At 67.6% G+C, this 17994-nt stretch carries 17 protein-coding genes; 13 read left to right on the forward strand and 4 right to left on the reverse strand.

The window, feature by feature from the left end; genetic code table 11:
• Positions 1-157: 157 nt before the first annotated feature.
• The gene (locus PT85_RS11105; protein ID WP_039606672.1) at positions 158-751 is read right to left on the reverse strand and encodes a peroxidase-related enzyme; all 594 of its coding nucleotides are present in this window, start codon (positions 749-751) and stop codon (positions 158-160) included.
• Between the two features lie 66 nt (positions 752-817).
• Complete coding sequence (locus PT85_RS11110; RefSeq protein WP_039606673.1) at positions 818-2500, reverse strand: AMP-binding protein; 1683 nt, start codon at positions 2498-2500, stop codon at positions 818-820.
• A 221-nt stretch (positions 2501-2721) separates the two neighbouring features.
• Here PT85_RS11110 and PT85_RS11115 point away from each other — a divergent pair, with 221 nt between their 5' ends.
• From PT85_RS11115 to PT85_RS11140, 6 genes are all read left to right on the forward strand, one after another.
• Positions 2722-3885, forward strand: coding sequence for an isovaleryl-CoA dehydrogenase (locus tag PT85_RS11115; RefSeq protein ID WP_039606674.1), 1164 nt, complete (start codon positions 2722-2724; stop codon positions 3883-3885).
• 81 nt (positions 3886-3966) lie between these two features.
• Positions 3967-5574, forward strand: coding sequence for a carboxyl transferase domain-containing protein (locus tag PT85_RS11120; protein ID WP_039606675.1), 1608 nt, complete (start codon positions 3967-3969; stop codon positions 5572-5574).
• Between the two features lie 58 nt (positions 5575-5632).
• Entirely contained in the window at positions 5633-6433 is an 801-nt protein-coding gene (locus PT85_RS11125) for a gamma-carboxygeranoyl-CoA hydratase (protein ID WP_039606676.1), read from the forward strand.
• Positions 6430-8340 carry an acetyl/propionyl/methylcrotonyl-CoA carboxylase subunit alpha gene (locus PT85_RS11130; RefSeq protein ID WP_039606677.1) on the forward strand — a complete coding sequence of 637 codons (1911 nt, stop codon included), beginning with the start codon at positions 6430-6432 and terminating at the stop codon, positions 8338-8340. Before PT85_RS11125 ends, PT85_RS11130 begins: the two co-directional genes overlap by 4 nt.
• Before the next feature lie 130 nt (positions 8341-8470).
• The gene (locus PT85_RS11135) at positions 8471-9370 is read left to right on the forward strand and encodes a hydroxymethylglutaryl-CoA lyase (protein ID WP_027589072.1); all 900 of its coding nucleotides are present in this window, start codon (positions 8471-8473) and stop codon (positions 9368-9370) included.
• Positions 9371-9462: 92 nt separating this feature from the next.
• Positions 9463-9852 (forward strand): MerR family transcriptional regulator, encoded by a 390-nt coding sequence (locus PT85_RS11140; RefSeq protein WP_027589073.1) that lies wholly within the window; start codon positions 9463-9465, stop codon positions 9850-9852.
• Positions 9853-9873: 21 nt separating this feature from the next.
• On the opposite strand, the gene PT85_RS11145 is transcribed toward PT85_RS11140, so the two are convergent.
• Entirely contained in the window at positions 9874-10593 is a 720-nt protein-coding gene (locus tag PT85_RS11145; RefSeq protein WP_039561109.1) for a demethoxyubiquinone hydroxylase family protein, read from the reverse strand.
• Between the two features lie 10 nt (positions 10594-10603).
• A complete protein-coding gene (locus tag PT85_RS11150) occupies positions 10604-11776 on the reverse strand; it encodes a hypothetical protein (RefSeq protein WP_027589075.1) in 1173 nt (390 codons plus the stop codon).
• Between the two features lie 189 nt (positions 11777-11965).
• On the opposite strand from PT85_RS11150, the gene PT85_RS11155 reads away from it, so the two are divergent.
• The 7 genes from PT85_RS11155 to PT85_RS11185 all read left to right on the forward strand — a co-directional run bounded on the left by PT85_RS11155 (position 11966) and on the right by PT85_RS11185 (position 17925).
• Complete coding sequence (locus PT85_RS11155) at positions 11966-12475, forward strand: ferritin-like domain-containing protein (RefSeq protein ID WP_039606678.1); 510 nt, start codon at positions 11966-11968, stop codon at positions 12473-12475.
• A 98-nt stretch (positions 12476-12573) separates the two neighbouring features.
• The gene (gene trhA / locus PT85_RS11160) at positions 12574-13191 is read left to right on the forward strand and encodes a PAQR family membrane homeostasis protein TrhA (protein WP_027589077.1); all 618 of its coding nucleotides are present in this window, start codon (positions 12574-12576) and stop codon (positions 13189-13191) included.
• A 135-nt stretch (positions 13192-13326) separates the two neighbouring features.
• The gene (locus PT85_RS11165; RefSeq protein ID WP_027589078.1) at positions 13327-14340 is read left to right on the forward strand and encodes an ABC transporter substrate-binding protein; all 1014 of its coding nucleotides are present in this window, start codon (positions 13327-13329) and stop codon (positions 14338-14340) included.
• 43 nt (positions 14341-14383) lie between these two features.
• Positions 14384-15184, forward strand: coding sequence for an ABC transporter permease (locus tag PT85_RS11170; protein WP_039606679.1), 801 nt, complete (start codon positions 14384-14386; stop codon positions 15182-15184).
• Complete coding sequence (locus tag PT85_RS11175; protein WP_039561114.1) at positions 15184-15951, forward strand: ABC transporter ATP-binding protein; 768 nt, start codon at positions 15184-15186, stop codon at positions 15949-15951. Before PT85_RS11170 ends, PT85_RS11175 begins: the two co-directional genes overlap by 1 nt.
• An 11-nt stretch (positions 15952-15962) precedes the next feature.
• Positions 15963-17096: a glycerate kinase gene (locus PT85_RS11180; RefSeq protein ID WP_039606680.1), complete on the forward strand. Its 1134-nt coding sequence runs from the start codon at positions 15963-15965 to the stop codon at positions 17094-17096.
• A 142-nt stretch (positions 17097-17238) separates the two neighbouring features.
• Positions 17239-17925, forward strand: coding sequence for a cytochrome b/b6 domain-containing protein (locus PT85_RS11185; protein ID WP_039606681.1), 687 nt, complete (start codon positions 17239-17241; stop codon positions 17923-17925).
• Positions 17926-17994 lie beyond the last annotated feature (69 nt).

Below are 17994 nucleotides of genomic sequence, written 5' to 3' on the forward strand. Positions count from 1 at the left end.
CCCTCTAACCTTGATTGTTGTTGTTGGTTATGGCGCAGCCAGATGCCCTTTACGTAAACGATAACAACCGGTTTCCGCGGCCAGCAAGCGGCATTTTCAAACGCTCGACTGATTGGTCAAGACATGACGCATCAGGCCCGAGAACTGCGCCTCGCTCTCAGCGGGCGACCGCCCTGGGCACGCGACCCAGCAGGTAGAACTCGTCGTTGGGCGGCGTGCGCGCCATGGACACCAGGCGGTTGGACAGCCCGAACAGCGCGGCGATGGCGCCGATGTCCCAGATGTCGTCGCGACTGAAGCCCTGCGCCTCCAGGCGCGCCTGCCAGGGGTCGTCGAGCACGCCGCGCCCGGCGGCCAGGTGCAGGGCGAAATCCAGCATGGTGCGCTGGCGTTCGGAAATCGGCGCGGTGCGGTAGTTGACCGCGATCTGGTCGGCCAGCTGCGCGTCCTTGGTCAGGATGCGCAGGATCGCGCCGTGGGCGACCACGCAGTACAGGCAGCCGTGGTCGGCGCTGACCGCCACCACGATCATTTCCTTCTCGGCCTGGGTCAGGCTGTCGGACGCGCGCTCCATCAGCGCGTCGTGGTAGGCGAAGAAGGCGCGGAACTCCGCCGGCCGATGGGCCAGCATGAGGAACACGTTGGGGATGAAGCCGGCCTTTGCCTGCACGGCGAGGATCCGTTCGCGCAGGTCGGCGGGCAGTGCATCGAGGCTGTCGGGCAGCGGGAAACGACTGATCGGCTGAGGCATGGAGCAGCTCTCCGTGGGAGTGGATCGACGTTGAACGTGTCGGCCGGGCGAGCCCGGCCGTTGCCGTCAGTGCGGTTCGCCGAGCCCCAGCTCGACCACGCTGATCTCGCGCATGCGGAACTTCTGCACCTTGCCGCTGATGGTCATCGGGAAGTCGTCGACGAACTTGATGTGGCGTGGCGTCTTGTAGTGGGCGATGCGCCCCTTGCAGAACTCGCGCAGCACCTCGGCCTCGACCTGATGACCCGGGTGCAGCTTGACCCAGGCGACGATCTCCTCGCCGTACTTGCTGTCCGGCACGCCGATCACCTGCACGTCGGCCACCGCCGGGTGGGTGAAGAGGAATTCCTCGATCTCGCGCGGGTACACGTTCTCGCCGCCGCGGATGATCATGTCCTTGTTGCGGCCGACGATCTTCACGTAGCCCTCGTCGTCCATCACCGCCAGGTCGCCGGTGTGCATCCAGCGCGCGCCGTCGATGGCTTCGCGGGTGGCCTCCGGGTTGTTCCAGTAGCCGAGCATCACGCTGTAGCCACGGGTGCAGAGTTCGCCGATCTGCCCGCGCGGCACGATGGCGCCGTGCTCGTCGACGATCTTGCTTTCCAGGTGCGGCTGGGTGCGGCCGACGCTGGTCACGCGGCGCTCCAGGTCGTCGTCGGCGCTGGTCTGGGTGGACACCGGGCTGGTTTCGGTCATGCCGTAGGCGATCTGCATTTCGGCAAGGTGCATGTCGTCGATGACGCGCTTCATCACCTCGATCGGGCAGGTGGAGCCGGCCATGATGCCGGTGCGCAGGCTGCTCAGGTCCAGCGACTGGCGCTCCGGGTGGTCGAGCATGGCGATGAACATGGTCGGCACGCCGTACATGCCGGTGGCCTTTTCTTCCGCCGCGGCCTGCAGCGCGGCCAGCGGCTCGAAGGCCGCGCTCGGGTAGATCATCGTGGTGCCGTGGGTGACGCAGCCAAGATTGCCCATGACCATGCCGAAGCAGTGGTACAGCGGCACCGGGATCACCAGGCGGTCATGTTCGGTCAGGCCGAGGCTCTCGCCGACCATGTAGCCGTTGTTGAGGATGTTGTAGTGACTGAGGGTGGCGCCCTTGGGGAAGCCGGTGGTGCCGGAGGTGTACTGGATGTTGATCGGGTCGTCGAACTGCAGGTGTTCACTGCACTGGCGCAGCTGTTCCGGGCCGACCTGCTCGGCCATTTCCATCAGCGCCGGCCAGGGCAGCATGCCATCCAGCGGCTTGTCGCACAGGCTGATCACGCCGCGCAGCTCCGGCAGCATGTGGCTCTGCAGCGCGCCGACGGCGGCGTTTTCCAGCTCCGGCAGCAGCTCGTGGAGCATGGCGTGGTAGTCGGAGGTCTTGAAGGCATCGGCGCAGATCAGCCAGCGGCAGCCGGACTGCTTGAGCGCGTATTCCAGTTCGCTGAGCCGGTAGGCCGGGTTGATGTTGACCAGCACCACGCCGATCTTCGCCGTGGCGAACTGGGTGATGCACCACTGGGCGTTGTTCGGTGACCAGATCCCGAGCCGCTCGCCAGGTTGCAGCCCCAGGGCCAGCAGGCCGCGCGCGCAACGGTCCACCGCCTGCGCCAGCTCCGCCCAGGTGTACCGCAGGTTCTGATGGCGCACCACCAGGGCCTCGCGCCGGGGAAAGCGCTCCACGGTGCGGTCGAAGGCCGCGCCGATGGTCATGGGCAACAGGGGTTTGTTCTGCGGTCCGCAGGTATAACTCGGAAGACTCATGGCGAATTTCCTCAGTCTTATGTTTGTTATGAGGCGTTGCTTCCCAAGGGCCCGTGGTGTTGACAGTCGTCCAGGGGCAGGATTACGTTAACGTAAAGGTGACTACCCCGACAACCCGCTCCAAAAGTCGAAGGACAGCGGGCCGGGGTGCCGTAAAGAGTGGCGCAATCGCCGCCGCCGCAACCCGAACATAGAACAACTACAAGACAGCAGGTGGCCCCATGAACTATTCCAGCCTCAACTTTGCCCTCGGCGACACCATCGACATGCTGCGCGAACAGGTGCAGGCCTTCGTCGCCGCCGAGCTGGCGCCGCGCGCCGCGACCATCGACCAGGACAACCTGTTCCCGGCGGACATGTGGAAGAAATTCGGCGAGATGGGCCTGCTCGGCGTGACCGTCTCCGAGGAATACGGCGGCGCCGGCCTCGGTTACCTGGCCCACGTGGTGGCGATGGAAGAGATCAGCCGCGGCTCGGCCTCGGTCGCCCTGTCCTACGGCGCCCATTCGAACCTGTGCGTCAACCAGATCAACCGCAACGGCACGCCCGCGCAGAAGGCCAGGTACCTGCCCAAACTGATCAGCGGCGAGCACATCGGCGCGCTGGCGATGAGCGAGCCCAACGCCGGTTCCGACGTGGTGTCCATGAAGCTGCGCGCCGACAAGAAGGGCGACCGCTTCGTGCTCAACGGCAGCAAGACCTGGATCACCAACGGTCCGGACGCCAACACCTACGTGATCTACGCCAAGACCGACCTGGACAGGGGCCCCCACGGCATCACCGCGTTCATCGTCGAGCGCGACTGGAAGGGTTTCTCGCGCGGCAACAAGTTCGACAAGCTGGGCATGCGTGGCTCCAACACCTGCGAGCTGTTCTTCGATGACGTCGAGGTGCCCGAGGAGAACGTGCTGGGCGTGGTGAATGGCGGCGTGAAGGTGCTGATGAGCGGCCTGGACTACGAGCGCGTGGTGCTGGCCGGCGGCCCGACCGGGATCATGCAGGCCTGCCTCGACGTGGTGGTGCCCTACATCCACGACCGCAAGCAGTTCGGCCAGAGCATCGGCGAGTTCCAGTTCATCCAGGGCAAGGTGGCCGACATGTACACCCAGCTCAACGCCAGCCGCGCCTACCTCTATGCCGTCGCCCAGGCCTGCGACCGTGGCGAGACCACCCGCAAGGACGCCGCCGGGGTGATCCTCTACACCGCCGAGAACGCCACGCAGATGGCCCTGCAGGCGATCCAGATCCTCGGCGGCAACGGCTACATCAACGAATTCCCCACCGGCCGCCTGCTGCGCGACGCCAAGCTCTACGAGATCGGCGCCGGCACCAGCGAGATCCGCCGCATGCTGATCGGCCGCGAGCTGTTCAACGAATCCAAGTGAGCCTGCCCACTCGTAGGGTGGAAAACCGCGAAGCGTTTTCCACCGCAGCGCCATCCACGATGGAATGAACCGGAGCCGACCATGGCCATCCTGCACACCCAGATCAACACCCGCTCGCCGGAGTTCGCCGCCAACCGCGCGGCGATGCTCGACCAGGTGAACGACCTGCGCGCCCTGCTCGGCCGCATCAGTGAAAGCGGCGGCGCGAGCGCCCAGCAGCGCCACGTGTCGCGCGGCAAGCTGCTGGTGCGCGCGCGCATCGACACGCTGCTCGATACCGGCTCGGCCTTCCTCGAACTGGCGCCGCTGGCCGCCCACGAGGTGTACGGCGAGGACGTCGCCGCCGCCGGCGTGGTCGCCGGCATCGGCCGCGTCGAAGGCGTCGAGTGCATGATCATCGCCAACGACGCCACGGTGAAGGGCGGCAGCTACTACCCGCTGACCGTGAAGAAGCACCTGCGCGCCCAGACCGTGGCCCGCGAGAACCGCCTGCCATGCATCTACCTGGTGGACTCCGGTGGCGCCAACCTGCCGCGCCAGGACGAGGTGTTCCCCGACCGCGAGCACTTCGGCCGCATCTTCTTCAACCAGGCCAACCTGAGCGCCCTGGGCATCCCGCAGATCGCCGTGGTGATGGGCTCGTGCACCGCCGGCGGCGCCTACGTGCCGGCGATGGCCGACGAGACCATCATGGTGCGCAACCAGGCGACCATCTTCCTGGCCGGCCCGCCGCTGGTGAAGGCCGCCACGGGCGAGGTGGTGACCGCCGAGGAGCTGGGCGGCGCCGACGTGCACTGCAAGACCTCGGGCGTCGCCGACCACTACGCCGAGAACGACGAACACGCGCTGGCCCTTGCCCGCCGCTGCGTGGCCAACCTCAACTGGCGCAAGCTCGGCCAGTTGCAGGGCCGCGAACCGCGCCCGCCGCTGTACGCGGCCGAGGAGCTGTACGGGGTGATCCCGGCACAGGCCAAGCAGCCCTACGACGTGCGCGAGGTGATCGCGCGGCTGGTGGATGGCAGCGAGTTCGATGAATTCAAGGCGCTGTTCGGCACCACGCTGGTCTGCGGCTTCGCCCACCTGCACGGCTACCCGATCGCCATTCTCGCCAACAACGGCATCCTGTTTTCCGAGGCCGCGCAGAAAGGCGCGCACTTCATCGAGCTGGCCTGCCAGCGCGGCGTGCCGCTGCTGTTCCTGCAGAACATCACCGGCTTCATGGTCGGCCAGAAGTACGAGGCCGGCGGCATCGCCAAGCACGGCGCCAAGCTGGTCACCGCGGTGGCCTGCGCCCAGGTGCCGAAGTTCACCGTGCTGATCGGCGGCAGCTTCGGCGCCGGCAACTACGGCATGTGCGGACGCGCCTACGACCCGCGCTTCCTGTGGATGTGGCCCAACGCGCGCATCGCGGTGATGGGCGGCGAACAGGCCGCCGGGGTGCTGGCCCAGGTCAAGCAGGAGCAGAGCGAACGCGCCGGCAAGCGCCTCGGCGACGACGAGGTGGCGGCCATCAAGCAGCCGATCCTCGAGCAGTACGAGCGCCAGGGCCATCCTTATTACTCCAGCGCGCGGCTGTGGGACGACGGCGTGATCGACCCGGCGCAGACCCGCGAGGTGCTGGCGCTGGCGCTGTCCGCCGCGCTGAACGCACCGATCGAGCCGACCCGCTTCGGCGTGTTCCGCATGTAAGTCGCGCCACGCCGGCGCGACACGCGCGGGCGCCTGCAGTCGCATCGAGGATGCCGAGATGACCGCTTTCCAGACCATCGAACTGAACAAGGATGCGCGTGGCGTGGCCACTCTGTGGCTGAACCGCGCGGACAAGCACAACGCCTTCGACGCCCGGGTGATCGCCGAACTGAACGCGGCGCTGGCCGAGGTGGGGGATGACGCGAGCATCCGCTTCCTGGTGCTGCGTGGGCGCGGCAAGCACTTTTCCGCCGGCGCCGACCTGGGCTGGATGCGCGAATCGGCGCGGCTCGATTACCAGGCCAACCTGGACGACGCCCACCAGCTCGGCGAGCTGATGCAGCGCCTCCACCAGCTGCCGCAGCCGACCCTGGCCGTGGTGCAGGGCGCGGCGTTCGGCGGCGCGCTGGGGCTGATCGCCTGCTGCGACATGGCCATCGGCGCCAGCGACGCGCTGTTCTGCCTGTCGGAGGTGCGCATCGGCCTGGCCCCGGCAGTGATCAGCCCGTTCGTGGTCAAGGCCATCGGCGAGCGCGCCGCCCGGCGCTACGCGCTGACCGCCGAGCGCTTCGACGGCACCCGCGCCCGCGAGCTCGGCCTGCTCGCCGAGACCTATCCGGCCGCCGAACTGGACGCCGCCCTCGAGCGCTGGGTCGACAACCTGCTGCTCAACAGCCCGCAGGCGCTCAGGGCCTGCAAGGCGCTGTTGCTGGAGGTCGGCGATGGCGATTACGACGCCGCGCTGCGCCAGACCACCGAACAGGCCATCGCCCGCCTGCGCACCAGCCCGGAAGGCCAGGAGGGCCTGAGCGCCTTCCTGGAGAAACGCACCCCCGCCTGGCAGGAGAACCAGCCATGAACCGTTCCATCGATACCCTGCTGGTGGCCAACCGTGGCGAGATCGCCTGCCGGGTGATGCGTACCGCCAAGGCCCTGGGCCTGACCACCGTCGCCGTTCACAGCGCCATCGACGCCAGCGCCCGTCACGCCCGCGAGGCCGATATCCGCATCGACCTCGGCGGCGCCAAGCCGGCCGACAGCTACCTGCGCATCGACAAGCTGATCGAAGCGGCGAAGGCCAGCGGCGCCCAGGCCATCCACCCGGGCTACGGCTTTCTCTCCGAGAACGCCGCGTTCGCCCGCGCCATCGAACAGGCCGGGCTGATCTTCCTCGGCCCGCCCGCCTCGGCCATCGACGCCATGGGCAGCAAATCGGCGGCCAAGGCGCTGATGGAGCACGCCGGCGTGCCGCTGGTGCCGGGCTACCACGGCGAGGCCCAGGACCTGGAAACCTTCCGCGCCGCCGCCGAGGTGATCGGCTATCCGGTGCTGCTCAAGGCCACCGCCGGCGGCGGCGGCAAGGGCATGAAGGTGGTCGAGCGCGAGGCGGACCTGGCCGAGGCGCTGGCTTCCGCACAGCGCGAGGCGCAATCCTCGTTCGGCGATTCGCGCATGCTGGTGGAGAAGTACGTGCTCAAGCCGCGCCACGTGGAGATCCAGGTATTCGCCGACATGCACGGCAACTGCCTGTACCTGAACGAGCGCGACTGCTCGATCCAGCGTCGTCACCAGAAGGTGGTCGAGGAAGCCCCGGCGCCCGGCATGACCCCGGCGCTGCGCCGCGCCATGGGCGAAGCGGCGGTGAAGGCCGCCCAGGCGATCGGCTATGTCGGCGCCGGCACCGTGGAATTCCTGCTCGATGCCCGTGGCGAGTTCTTCTTCATGGAGATGAACACCCGCCTGCAGGTGGAACACCCGGTCACCGAGGCCATCACCGGCCTCGACCTGGTGGCCTGGCAGATCCGCGTCGCCCGGGGCGAGCCGCTGCCGATCAGCCAGGAACAGGTGCCGCTGCGCGGCCACGCCATCGAGGTGCGCCTGTACGCCGAGGACCCGGACAACGATTTCCTGCCGGCCACCGGCACCCTCGACCTGTACCGCGAAGCCGCCGCCGGCCCGGGCCGCCGCGTCGACAGCGGCGTCGCCGAGGGCGACACGGTGTCGCCGTTCTACGATCCGATGCTCGGCAAGCTGATCGCCTGGGGCGAGAACCGCGAGGAAGCGCGCCAGCGCCTGCTGGCCATGCTCGACGAAACCGCGGTCGGCGGCGTGCGCACCAACCTGGCCTTCCTGCGCCGGGTGGTCGGCCACCGCGCCTTCGCCGAGGCCGAACTGGACACCGGCTTCATCCCGCGCCACGAGCGCGAGCTGCTGCGTCCGGCCGGCGAGCTGTCCGAGGCCTTCTGGCAGCAGGCGGCCGAGTGTTTCGTTCGCAGCGCGGCCGCCCGCGTGCGCGACGACGACGCGCATTCGCCGTGGTCCCGGCGCGACGGGCTGCGCTTCGGCCTGCCGGCGCAGATCAGCCTGCACCTGCAATGCAACGGCGAAAGCCGCCGGTTGACGGTCGATCCGACAGCGCAGCCGTCCGGCATCCGCGCCCCCAGGGCGATCCGCCAGGGCGAGGCGCTGTATCTGCAATGGAACGGCGAGTGGCTGGCGGTCACCGCCTTCGACCCGATCGCCGAAGCCGAGGCCAGCCACCCGCAGCACGGCGGGCTGACCGCGCCGATGAACGGCAGCATCGTGCGCGTGCTGGTCGAGGCCGGGCAGCAGGTCGAGGCCGGCACCGCGCTGATCGTGCTGGAGGCGATGAAGATGGAGCACAGCATCCGCAGCGCCCAGGCCGGCGTGGTCAAGCGCCTGTTCTGCAGCGAGGGCGAGATGGTCAGCGAAGGCGCGGTGCTGCTGGAGATGGAGGAGGCCTGAACCCAGGCGGACAAGGCTGCGCCGTTGTCCACCCTACGCCCGAACGCAACACCGTAGGGTGGAAAACTCGCGCAGCGATTTTCCACCGATACCCACGCAACGGCGTCGCCATTACCCCTGGAGGATTCATATGAGCCTGCCCAAACAGGTCCGTCTGGTCGAAGTCGGCCCGCGTGACGGTCTGCAGAACGAGCGCCAGCCGATTAGCGTGGCCGACAAGGTACGCCTGGTGAACGACCTGAGCGCCGCCGGCCTGTCCCATATCGAGGTCGGCAGCTTCGTGTCGCCCAAGTGGGTGCCGCAGATGGCCGGCTCGGCCGAGGTGTTCGCGCAGATCGAGCGCAAGGCCGGCGTCACCTACGCGGCGTTGACGCCGAACCTGCAGGGTCTGGAAGCGGCCATCGCGGCCGGGGTGCGGGAAGTCGCGGTGTTCGCCGCCGCGTCCGAGGCCTTCTCGCAGAAGAACATCAACTGCTCGATCGCCGAGAGCCTGGCGCGCTTCGCGCCGCTGCTGGAGGCCGCGCGCGCGCGGGACATCCGCGTGCGCGGCTACGTGTCCTGCGTGCTCGGCTGCCCCTACGAGGGCGAGGTGGCGCCGGGCAAGGTCGCCGAGGTGGCCGGCGAGCTGCATGCCATGGGCTGCTACGAGATCTCGCTGGGCGACACCATCGGCACCGGCACGCCGGGCAAGGCCCGCACGCTGTTCGACACCGTGGCCCGCGCCGTGCCTCGCGAGCGGCTGGCCGGACATTTCCACGACACCTACGGCCAGGCGCTGGCGAACATCTATGCCAGCCTGCTGGAAGGCATCGCGGTATTCGACAGCTCGGTCGCCGGGCTCGGCGGGTGTCCCTATGCCAAGGGCGCCAGCGGCAACGTGGCCAGCGAGGACGTGCTGTACCTGCTCGATGGCCTGGGCATTCACACCGGCGTGGAACTGCCGGCGCTGATCGCGGCCGGCCAGCGCATCAGCGAGGTGCTGGGCCGGCCAAATGGCTCGCGGGTGGCGCGGGCGCGTCTGGCGCAATGACACAGATGCCAACAAGGCGGCCGCATGTGCATAAAATAGCCCGCCGGCCGGGGGCTCCCTGCCAGGCACCTCCAACGAGTAGTGGAATCACCATGTCCAAACAGACCTACCGGATTTCCGACCTGGCCAATGAGCTGGATATCACCACGCGGGCCATCCGCTTCTACGAGGAACAGGGCCTGCTGTCGCCGACCCGGCGCGGCCAGGAGCGCATCTACTCGGCCAAGGATCGCGTCGCGCTCAAGCTGATCCTGCGCGGCAAGCGCATCGGCTTCTCGCTGGCCGAATGCAAGACACTGATCGAGCTGTACGACCCCCAGGCCGGCAACCAGAAGCAGCTCAATATCATGCTCGGCATGATTGCCGAGCGCCGACAGCAGCTCGAGCAGCAGTTGCTGGACATCCAGCAGATGCAGCTCGAACTGGACACCGCCGAAGAGCGCTGCCGCTCGGCCCTGCAAGCGCTGCAGGAGAAGCGCTGAGCAACAGCGCTCGCGCCGCCGCTACACCTGCCCCAATACCTCCTGGCTCAACCATTCCTTCACCGTCTGCATGTGCACCTGCTCCTGCTGGAGCGCCTTGCCGAAGGAGTCGGCGATGTCGCCCTGGCCGGAGGCGTTGGCCAGGTCGATGAGCAGTTCCCAGCCGGCGTTGTCGCTGAGCTCGGCGGTGAGCAAGGCGTTGAGGCATTGGGCGAGGCTGGTGCGCGGGTCGGCGATGGTTTCCATCACGCCCATGTTGATGCAGCCGGCCACATCGGCGCAGGGGGTCATGGCGGTGGGGTCGGCGCCCAGTTTCTCCATGGCGGCGGTAACCAGGCCCAGGTGCTCGGCCTCTTCCTGGCGAAAGTGCTGCAGGGTCTGCAGCATCGCTTTGTCCAGCGTGTCGATGGCCTTGGCCTTGGCCAGCAGGGCGTCATAGAGGCGCACGCCGCCGCGCTCGAAGGCCAAGCGCTCGCCGAGCTTGTCGATCAGCACTTCCGGGCTGACGCCGACCAGCTTGTTGACCGCCGTTTTCAGCATGCCCTTGGCCGATCCGGGAACCGGCACCGAGCCGATGGAGTCGGCCTTCGCCGCTTCCCGGGTGCGCACCAGGGCGAGTTTTTCCGGGCCGCCCGGTACGTCTGGCGGTACCTCGCGGGTGGCCTTGAGTTGCGCTTCGCTATCCTTGGGCGACATCTGCGCGCCGGTGACGTTGTGTCCCATCTTGACTGCGGTCTGCATGGTGAGGTCCTCAGGAGGCTTTCTTCAGACTGAGTTCGGTTCCCGGCGTCCATTGGTAGCCGGCGGATACGGTTTCCGAGGCGACGCCATCGGCGTGCAGCTGCTTGCGGTAGTCCTTGCTGGCCTTGCCCTCGTCCTTGCGATCGACGAACTGGTGGCCTTTGGCGCGCAGGTCGATTTCCGCGGCCAGGGTCTTGCGCACGAACTCGCGCTGGCTCTTGAACTCGATGAGCCTGGGCACCGAGCCCTGGAGCACTTCGGCCGGGTCGCGCCCCTCGTGCTTCTTGAACAGCTCGCTGACCAGGTTCAGGTGGCCCAGCTCGTAGTCGACGAAGCGTTCCCAGATCGCCTTGATGCGCGGGTTCTCCTCCTGCTCCATGCAGCTGTGGTAGGCATAGATTTCCATGGCCTCGTGGATCAGCCATTTCTCCAGGAAGCTTTCATCCGGGTCCTGCAGCGAGCCGTACTGGGTGACGTGCTGCTCCTCCACCGAGGCGATCTCGGCGTACAGCTGGCGGGCCAGCGGATCGGAGAAGGTCGGCCCGATGGTCATGTAGTAGTCGTGGGTCTGGTATTCGGCGGCAGTGATCATCGCCGCGTGGATCTTGGTGATCAGCGCGGCGCTGTCGCGCTGGTAGGAGTCCCGCAGGTCGTCTTCCGGGGCGCGATGGTGATCGGTGGTCGGCCGGCTGGGGATGATGTCGGTGTAGCCCTGCAGGATGTTGTTGGCGTCCTTGCCCTCCAGGCGGTCGAGCATCGCCGAGTAGCGATACAGGTGGTCGAAATCCTCCAGCAGGCCGAAGCGGTAAGTCTGCGCCTGGTAAGGATCGGGCTCGGTCTGCGCCACGGCGGCGGTGACCTCGATGGCCACCTGTTCGTAGGCGACCGTGGTTTCTAGCGGGGAGTGGTCGGCCGAGAGCAACCAGTTGACCATGGTCGCCTGGTGCTGCTCGGCGCGTCTTACCTGGGCGAGGGCTTCGCGCAGCGGGCCATGGAACCGCGCGCCGATGTTCTTCAGGCGCAACGCATCCATCTCGATGCCGTTCATGAGGATGATGCGCACCCGGGTGAAGGCATCGTCATCAAGCTTGCTGATGGGCCTGGTCGCCATTTCCCGCCAGGTGAATTTCTGTTTGGCCAGGGGCGTACCCTTGCCGTCGAACAGGCTGGTCAGGGTATCCATTCGTACCTCCGGTTTGTCAGGGAGCCGCCGTGAGGGGCACCTTTCCCTGATTCAGCCGCGGGGAGGGAGTTGCAGCCATTCGATGGGCGGCACTCGCGGCCGGCCAGGCGCTCCATCTGTCCTCTTTCCTGAACACCCCGGGGCGCCACCGGCTCTCAGAAGCTCACCTGCATCGGGAGGCGCGAAGCAATGGCTACCCCACAAGAAAACCTGCTCGACTGGCTGCGCGATGCGCATGCCATGGAACAACAGGCCGAGACAATGCTCACCTCCCAGGTCGAGCGGCTGGAGCATTACCCGGAGCTGCGTGCCCGCATTCAGCAGCACCTGGAAGAAACCCACCACCAGCGGGCCCAGCTGGAAACCTGTCTGCAGCGCCTGGGCAGCAGCCCGTCCACGCTCAAGGACATTTCCGGCAAGGTCATGGCCTTCGGGCAGGGCATGGCCGGCATGATGATGAGTGACGAGGTCATCAAGGGCGCCATGAGCGGCTACGTGTTCGAGAACATGGAAATCGCCTCGTACACCGTGTTGATCGAAGCCGCGAAGGTCGCCCAGGACACCGAGACCCACCGGGTCTGCGAGGCGATCCTGCAGCAGGAAATCGCCATGTCCGACTGGCTGCGCCAGCATCTGCCGGAACTCACCCAGGCCTTCCTGCGCCGTTCCGCAGCACCGGAAACGGAGGCCAAGCGCTAGGCCGGAGGACATCGCCGTCAGTGATGACGACCGAAACCGTCACTGCCTGTTCACGGCGGCATGCTTATACTGGCGGCGCACGGACAAGGAGAAACGGCATGTATCACGGTGAACGCTTCAACGCCTGGAGCCACCTGGCCGGGGCCCTGCTGGCCCTGACCGGCTCGGTGTGGCTGATCGTGCTCAGCAGCCTGGATGGCGATCCCTGGAAGATCGTCGGGGTGTCCATCTACGGCGCCACGCTGCTGCTGCTCTACACCATCTCGACCGTCTACCACAGCGTGCGCGGACGGGCGAAGCGCATCCTGCGCAAGCTGGACCACCTGTCCATCTATCTGCTGATCGCCGGCAGCTACACGCCCTTCTGCCTGGTAACGCTGAATGGCGCCTGGGGCTGGACGCTGTTCGGCATCGTCTGGGGTCTGGCGATCATCGGCATGCTGCAGGAGATCAAGCCACGCTCGGAAGCCCGCGTCCTGTCGCTGGTGATCTACGCAGTGATGGGCTGGATCGTGCTGATTGCCATCGGCCCGCTGCTGCGCAACCTGGGCGGCGAAGGCTTCGCCTGGCTGCTGGCCGGCGGCGTGGTGTATACGGCGGGCATCGTGTTCTTCGTCTACGACACACGCTTTCGCCACTGGCACGGCATCTGGCACCTGTTCGTGGTCGGTGGCAGCTCGCTGCACTTCGTGGCCATTGGCGGATATGTGATCTAGTTCCTTGCATGAAGTGACCCGCATCGCTCCCGCCGCGATGCTCTGGCACGCTATTTCCCGCCGCTTTCCCGTAGAATGCTTCGCGCATGCGCAGCCCCCGGCGCGCATAACCTGACTTCCATTCGCGGAGCATCGATGCCCATGTCCATCCTGTCCCAGCTGCGAAACCTTGCGGCCAGCGCCAGCCTCGCCCTGCTGGCAGCGCCGGCGATTGCCGCCGCCCCGTCCGCCGATCTCAAGCCGGAGAGCGGTACCGTCAAACTCGGCATGCAACCCTGGCTGGGCTATGGCCAGTGGTATGTCGCAGACGAGCAAGGCCACTTTGCCGCCAATGGTCTGCAGGGGGTGGAGCTGATCAACTTCAACGAAGACAAGGACATGAACGCGGCGCTGGCCAGCGGGCGCATCGACGCCGGCAACCTGGCCACCCACACCGCCATGGCCATGGTCTCCGCCGGCCTGCCGGTGAAGATCGTCATGCTGCTGGACCAGAGCACCAGCGCCGATGCGCTGATCGTCGATCCGTCCATCAAGACCCTGGCCGATCTCAAGGGCAAGGCCGTGGCCTACGAGGAAGGCACCACCAGCGACATCCTGCTGCACAGCGCGCTGGCCAAGGCCGGCATGACCCTGGCGGATATCCGCCCGGTACCGATGCCCGCCTCCTCGGCCGGCAGTGCGCTGATCGCCGGCCAGGTGCCGGCCGCCGTCACCTACGAGCCGTACCTGAGCGTGGCCGCCCAGCAGAATCCGAACATCCGAACCCTGTACCAGGGCTCCGATGATCCGGGCCTGATCAGCGACGTGCTGGTGGTGCGCGACGAGATGCTGCAGAAACGTCCCGGCCAGGTACTGGCGCTGCTGCGCAGCTGGGAAGCGGCCTACCGCTTCTACCAGGCCAACCCGCAACAGGGCCAGGCGATCATCGCCCGTGGTGTCGGCGCCAGCGCCGACGAGCTGGACAGCGCGTTCGCCGGGGTGAAGTTCTACTCGCTGGCCGACAACCAGCGCGACCTGCAGGTGCAGGGCGAGTTCATCAACACCAGCATGCGCCACATCACCAAGGCCGCCGGCGATGCCGGCCTGCTGCCGCAACCGGTATCTCCTGCCCAACTGCTCGACACGCGATTCGTCGAAGCCCTGAAGTGAGCCCCCGCACCGCCCCGCCGGACTGCGGGGCGGTGTTCTCGACATGACTCAACGCTCCTCCCTGTTCACCATCGGCCAGCCCCCCGGCCGCCACAGCTACTGGCTGATCGGGCTCGGCGTCTTCGTCCTGCTCGGACTGGCCTGGTACCTGTCCACCGCCTCGGACCTGGTGCCCAGGCTGTTCCTGCCGGCCCCGGCGGACGTCCTGGCCCGCATGCTGTCGCTGGCAGCCGACGGCACCCTGTGGGCCGATCTGCAGGTCAGCCTGTACCGCATCGGCGTGGCCTTCCTGATCTCCTCGGCCATGAGCATCGTCATCGGCACCCTGGCCGGTTGCTACGGCTTCTGGAAGGCGGCCAGCGAGCCGCTGGTGGACTTCATCCGCTACATGCCGGTGGTGGCCTTCGTGCCGCTGACCATCCTCTGGGCCGGCACCAGCGATGTGCAGAAATTCCTGATCATCTGGATCGGCACTTTCTTCCAGCAGGTGCTGATGATCATGGACGCGGTCAAGCGCGTGCCGCCGGACTTCATCGGCCTGGGCCGCACCTTGGGCATGCGCGATCCGGCCATCCTGCTGCGCATCGTGCTGCCCAGCGCCCTGCCCGGCATCTGGGATGCCCTGCGCATCAGCCTCGGCTGGGCCTGGACCTGGCTGGTCCTGGCCGAGCTGGTGGCGGCGACTTCCGGCCTGGGCTACCGCATCACCGTCTCGCAGCGCTTCTTCCAGACCGACACCATCATCGGCTACATCCTGCTGCTGGGCCTGCTGGGGCTGGTCACCGACCAGCTGATGCGCGCCGCAGAGCGCGTGCTGTTCCGCTACAACCGGAGACGTCGCTGATGGCCACCCTGGAAATCCGTGGACTCAACAAGAGCTTCCCCCACGGCCGTGAGCAACGTCAGGTGCTGCGCGACATCGAGCTGACCCTGCACGACAACGAATTCGTCTCGCTGGTCGGCACCTCCGGCTGTGGCAAGAGCACCCTGCTGTCGATCGCAGCCGGCCTGGAAGGCTTCGACAGCGGCCAGGTGCTGGTGGATGGCGAGCCGATTCGCGGCGCCGGCCTGGACCGCGGCGTGGTGTTCCAGTCCTACACCCTGCTGCCCTGGTTGAACGCGCGGGAGAACATCGAGTTCGCCCTCAAGGCCGCTGGTCGCACCCGTGGCGAGTGCCGGCGCATCGCCGACGAGCACCTGCAACTGGTGGGCCTGAACGATTACGCCGAGGCCTACCCGAACGAGCTGTCCGGCGGCATGAAGCAGCGCGTGGCCATCGCCCGGGCGCTATCCTACCGGCCGAAGATCCTGCTGATGGACGAGCCCTTCGGCGCGCTGGACGCCATGACCCGCCATCAGATGCAGGAGCTGCTGACGCGCATCTGGGAGCATCATCGCCTGACGGTGATGTTCGTCACCCACGACATCGAGGAGGCGGTCTACCTGTCCGACCGCATCGTGGTGATGGGCCGTGGCCCGGGGCACATCAAGGCCAGCTTCCCCGTCGAACTGGGCCGCCCGCGCCACGAGGAGATGGCGACCAGCACCGCCTTCATCGCGCTGCAGCGCCAGGTCCTCAAGGCGATTCGCGAGGACGAGCGCCAGCCCTAGCGGAGTCGCCCATGAAGATCGTCATCGCCCCGGACTCGTTCAAGGAAAGCCTCGCCGCCGCACAGGTGGCCGAGGCCATCGCGCGAGGCTGGCGAGCGGTGTTCCCGGACGCCGAGTGCCTGCTGCGACCGATGGCCGACGGCGGCGAAGGCACGGTGGACGCGGTGCTGGCGGCAGTGGGTGGCGAACGGCGCACCTGCACGGTCAGCGGCCCGCTGGGCACGCCCGTCGAGGCCCATTGGGGCTGGCTCGCGGACGACACCGCAGTGATCGAGATGGCGGCCGCCAGTGGTCTGCATCAGGTGCCCCCGGAGCAGCGCGACATCCTGCGTGCCTGCAGCGCGGGGACCGGTGAGCTGATTCGCCAGGCCCTGGACGCCGGCGCGCAGCGCATCATCCTCGGTCTGGGCGGCAGCGCCACCAACGATGGCGGCGCCGGCCTGCTGCGCGCCCTGGGTGTGCGTCTGCTGGACAGCGCCGGGCAGGCGCTGGCGCCTGGTGGCGCGGCGCTGGCCCAACTGGCGGAAATCGATCTGTCCGGGCTGGACCCGCGCCTTGCCCAGGTGGCGGTGCTCGTCGCGGCGGACGTGGACAACCCGCTGTGCGGCCCGCACGGTGCCTCCGCGGTGTTCGGCCCGCAGAAAGGTGCCAGCCCGGAGCAGGTTTGCCTGCTGGATGCGGCGCTCGCCCATTACGCCGCGCGGATGGCTGCCGCGCTGGGCACGGATCATTCGACCGAGCCGGGTGCGGGCACGGCCGGCGGTTTGGGCTTTGCGGCACGCGCCCTGCTGGGTGCCCGCTTCCGACCCGGCATCGAGGTGGTCGCCGAGCTCTGCGGCCTGGCCGACGCCATGCAGGGTGCTGCGCTGGTGATCACCGGCGAGGGTCGCCTGGATGCGCAGACCCTGCACGGCAAGACCCCGCTGGGCGTGGCCCGTATCGCCCGCGCCGCCAGCGTGCCGGTGATCGCCCTGGCCGGCAGCCTGGGCGAGGGCTACCAGCGCCTGTACACCGCCGGCATCACCGCGGCCTTCAGCCTGGTGCCCGGCCCGACCACGCTGGAGCAGGCCTGCACCGATGCGGCCGGTCTGCTGCAGGCCCGCGCCACCGATATTGCCCGACTCTGGCAGGCCGCCCGCCACTGACGCATCCGGGCCACTCCATGACCCGCTGAGGCATTCTGTCACGCACTCGCACTGCTCCGCTCCGAGCCGAGCGGATACCATGTCGCCCGCCGGCAATCCCCATTCCAGACGCCGGCGCACGCTGGATGTCGAGGAGTCGAACATGACACAGAGGGTTTGGGACCTGCCGCTGCGGCTGTTTCACTGGTTGCTGGTGCTGAGCGTGGCGGGTGCGATCGCGACAGGCTTGGCCGGCGGCAACTGGATGAGCTGGCACGCCGATCTGGGCATGCTCGTCGCCGGCCTGCTGGTGTTCCGCCTGCTCTGGGGCCTGCTGGGCTCCACCTATGCCCGCTGGAGCGCCATCGTCAGCGCGCCGCTCGCAATGGGCCGCTACCTGCGCGGCGAATGGCGCGAGCCGGGTCACAACCCGCTGGGCGCGCTGTCCGTGCTGGCCCTGATCGCGGTGCTGATCGCCCAGACGGCAACCGGTCTCCTGGCCTATGACGACATCGCCCTGCGTGGCCCGCTGGCCCGCCTGGTGGACACCGAAACCAGCCTGTGGCTGACCGACATCCACCGCCAGCTGAAGAACCTGCTGATGCTGCTGGTCGGGCTGCATATCCTGGCCATCCTGGCGTATCAGCTGCGGGGCAAGAAACTGGTGCAGGCCATGCTGCATGGCCGTGACACGGAGATGGCACCGGAACAGGCCGCCCGTGGCGGCAGCCTGGTTGCGTTCCTGTTCGCCCTGCTCATCAGCCTGGCGGCGGTCTGGGCGCTGCAGCAGGCGCCACAGTGGCTGGAACCGCCGAAACCGGCCACCCCGCCGCCGGCGTTGAGCTGGTAACGCGGTCGGCGCTTTTTCCGGCCGCCGCAACCTGCACGGGACATCCCAAACAAAAAGGCCGATCGAATG

Origin of the sequence: Pseudomonas flexibilis (assembly GCF_000806415.1) — a bacterium.
GTDB lineage: Bacteria > Pseudomonadota > Gammaproteobacteria > Pseudomonadales > Pseudomonadaceae > Serpens > Serpens flexibilis.

Excerpts from the sequence above, each read along its gene's own strand:
- PT85_RS11105 (WP_039606672.1), bottom strand. The coding sequence starts at position 751 with ATGCCTCAGCCGATCAGTCGTTTCCCGCTGCCCGACAGCCTCGATGCA.
- PT85_RS11110 (WP_039606673.1), bottom strand. The coding sequence starts at position 2,500 with ATGAGTCTTCCGAGTTATACCTGCGGACCGCAGAACAAACCCCTGTTG.
- PT85_RS11115 (WP_039606674.1), top strand. The coding sequence starts at position 2,722 with ATGAACTATTCCAGCCTCAACTTTGCCCTCGGCGACACCATCGACATG.
- PT85_RS11120 (WP_039606675.1), top strand. The coding sequence starts at position 3,967 with ATGGCCATCCTGCACACCCAGATCAACACCCGCTCGCCGGAGTTCGCC.
- PT85_RS11125 (WP_039606676.1), top strand. The coding sequence starts at position 5,633 with ATGACCGCTTTCCAGACCATCGAACTGAACAAGGATGCGCGTGGCGTG.
- PT85_RS11130 (WP_039606677.1), top strand. The coding sequence starts at position 6,430 with ATGAACCGTTCCATCGATACCCTGCTGGTGGCCAACCGTGGCGAGATC.
- PT85_RS11135 (WP_027589072.1), top strand. The coding sequence starts at position 8,471 with ATGAGCCTGCCCAAACAGGTCCGTCTGGTCGAAGTCGGCCCGCGTGAC.
- PT85_RS11140 (WP_027589073.1), top strand. The coding sequence starts at position 9,463 with ATGTCCAAACAGACCTACCGGATTTCCGACCTGGCCAATGAGCTGGAT.
- PT85_RS11145 (WP_039561109.1), bottom strand. The coding sequence starts at position 10,593 with ATGCAGACCGCAGTCAAGATGGGACACAACGTCACCGGCGCGCAGATG.
- PT85_RS11150 (WP_027589075.1), bottom strand. The coding sequence starts at position 11,776 with ATGGATACCCTGACCAGCCTGTTCGACGGCAAGGGTACGCCCCTGGCC.
- PT85_RS11155 (WP_039606678.1), top strand. The coding sequence starts at position 11,966 with ATGGCTACCCCACAAGAAAACCTGCTCGACTGGCTGCGCGATGCGCAT.
- trhA (WP_027589077.1), top strand. The coding sequence starts at position 12,574 with ATGTATCACGGTGAACGCTTCAACGCCTGGAGCCACCTGGCCGGGGCC.
- PT85_RS11165 (WP_027589078.1), top strand. The coding sequence starts at position 13,327 with ATGCCCATGTCCATCCTGTCCCAGCTGCGAAACCTTGCGGCCAGCGCC.
- PT85_RS11170 (WP_039606679.1), top strand. The coding sequence starts at position 14,384 with ATGACTCAACGCTCCTCCCTGTTCACCATCGGCCAGCCCCCCGGCCGC.
- PT85_RS11175 (WP_039561114.1), top strand. The coding sequence starts at position 15,184 with ATGGCCACCCTGGAAATCCGTGGACTCAACAAGAGCTTCCCCCACGGC.
- PT85_RS11180 (WP_039606680.1), top strand. The coding sequence starts at position 15,963 with ATGAAGATCGTCATCGCCCCGGACTCGTTCAAGGAAAGCCTCGCCGCC.
- PT85_RS11185 (WP_039606681.1), top strand. The coding sequence starts at position 17,239 with ATGACACAGAGGGTTTGGGACCTGCCGCTGCGGCTGTTTCACTGGTTG.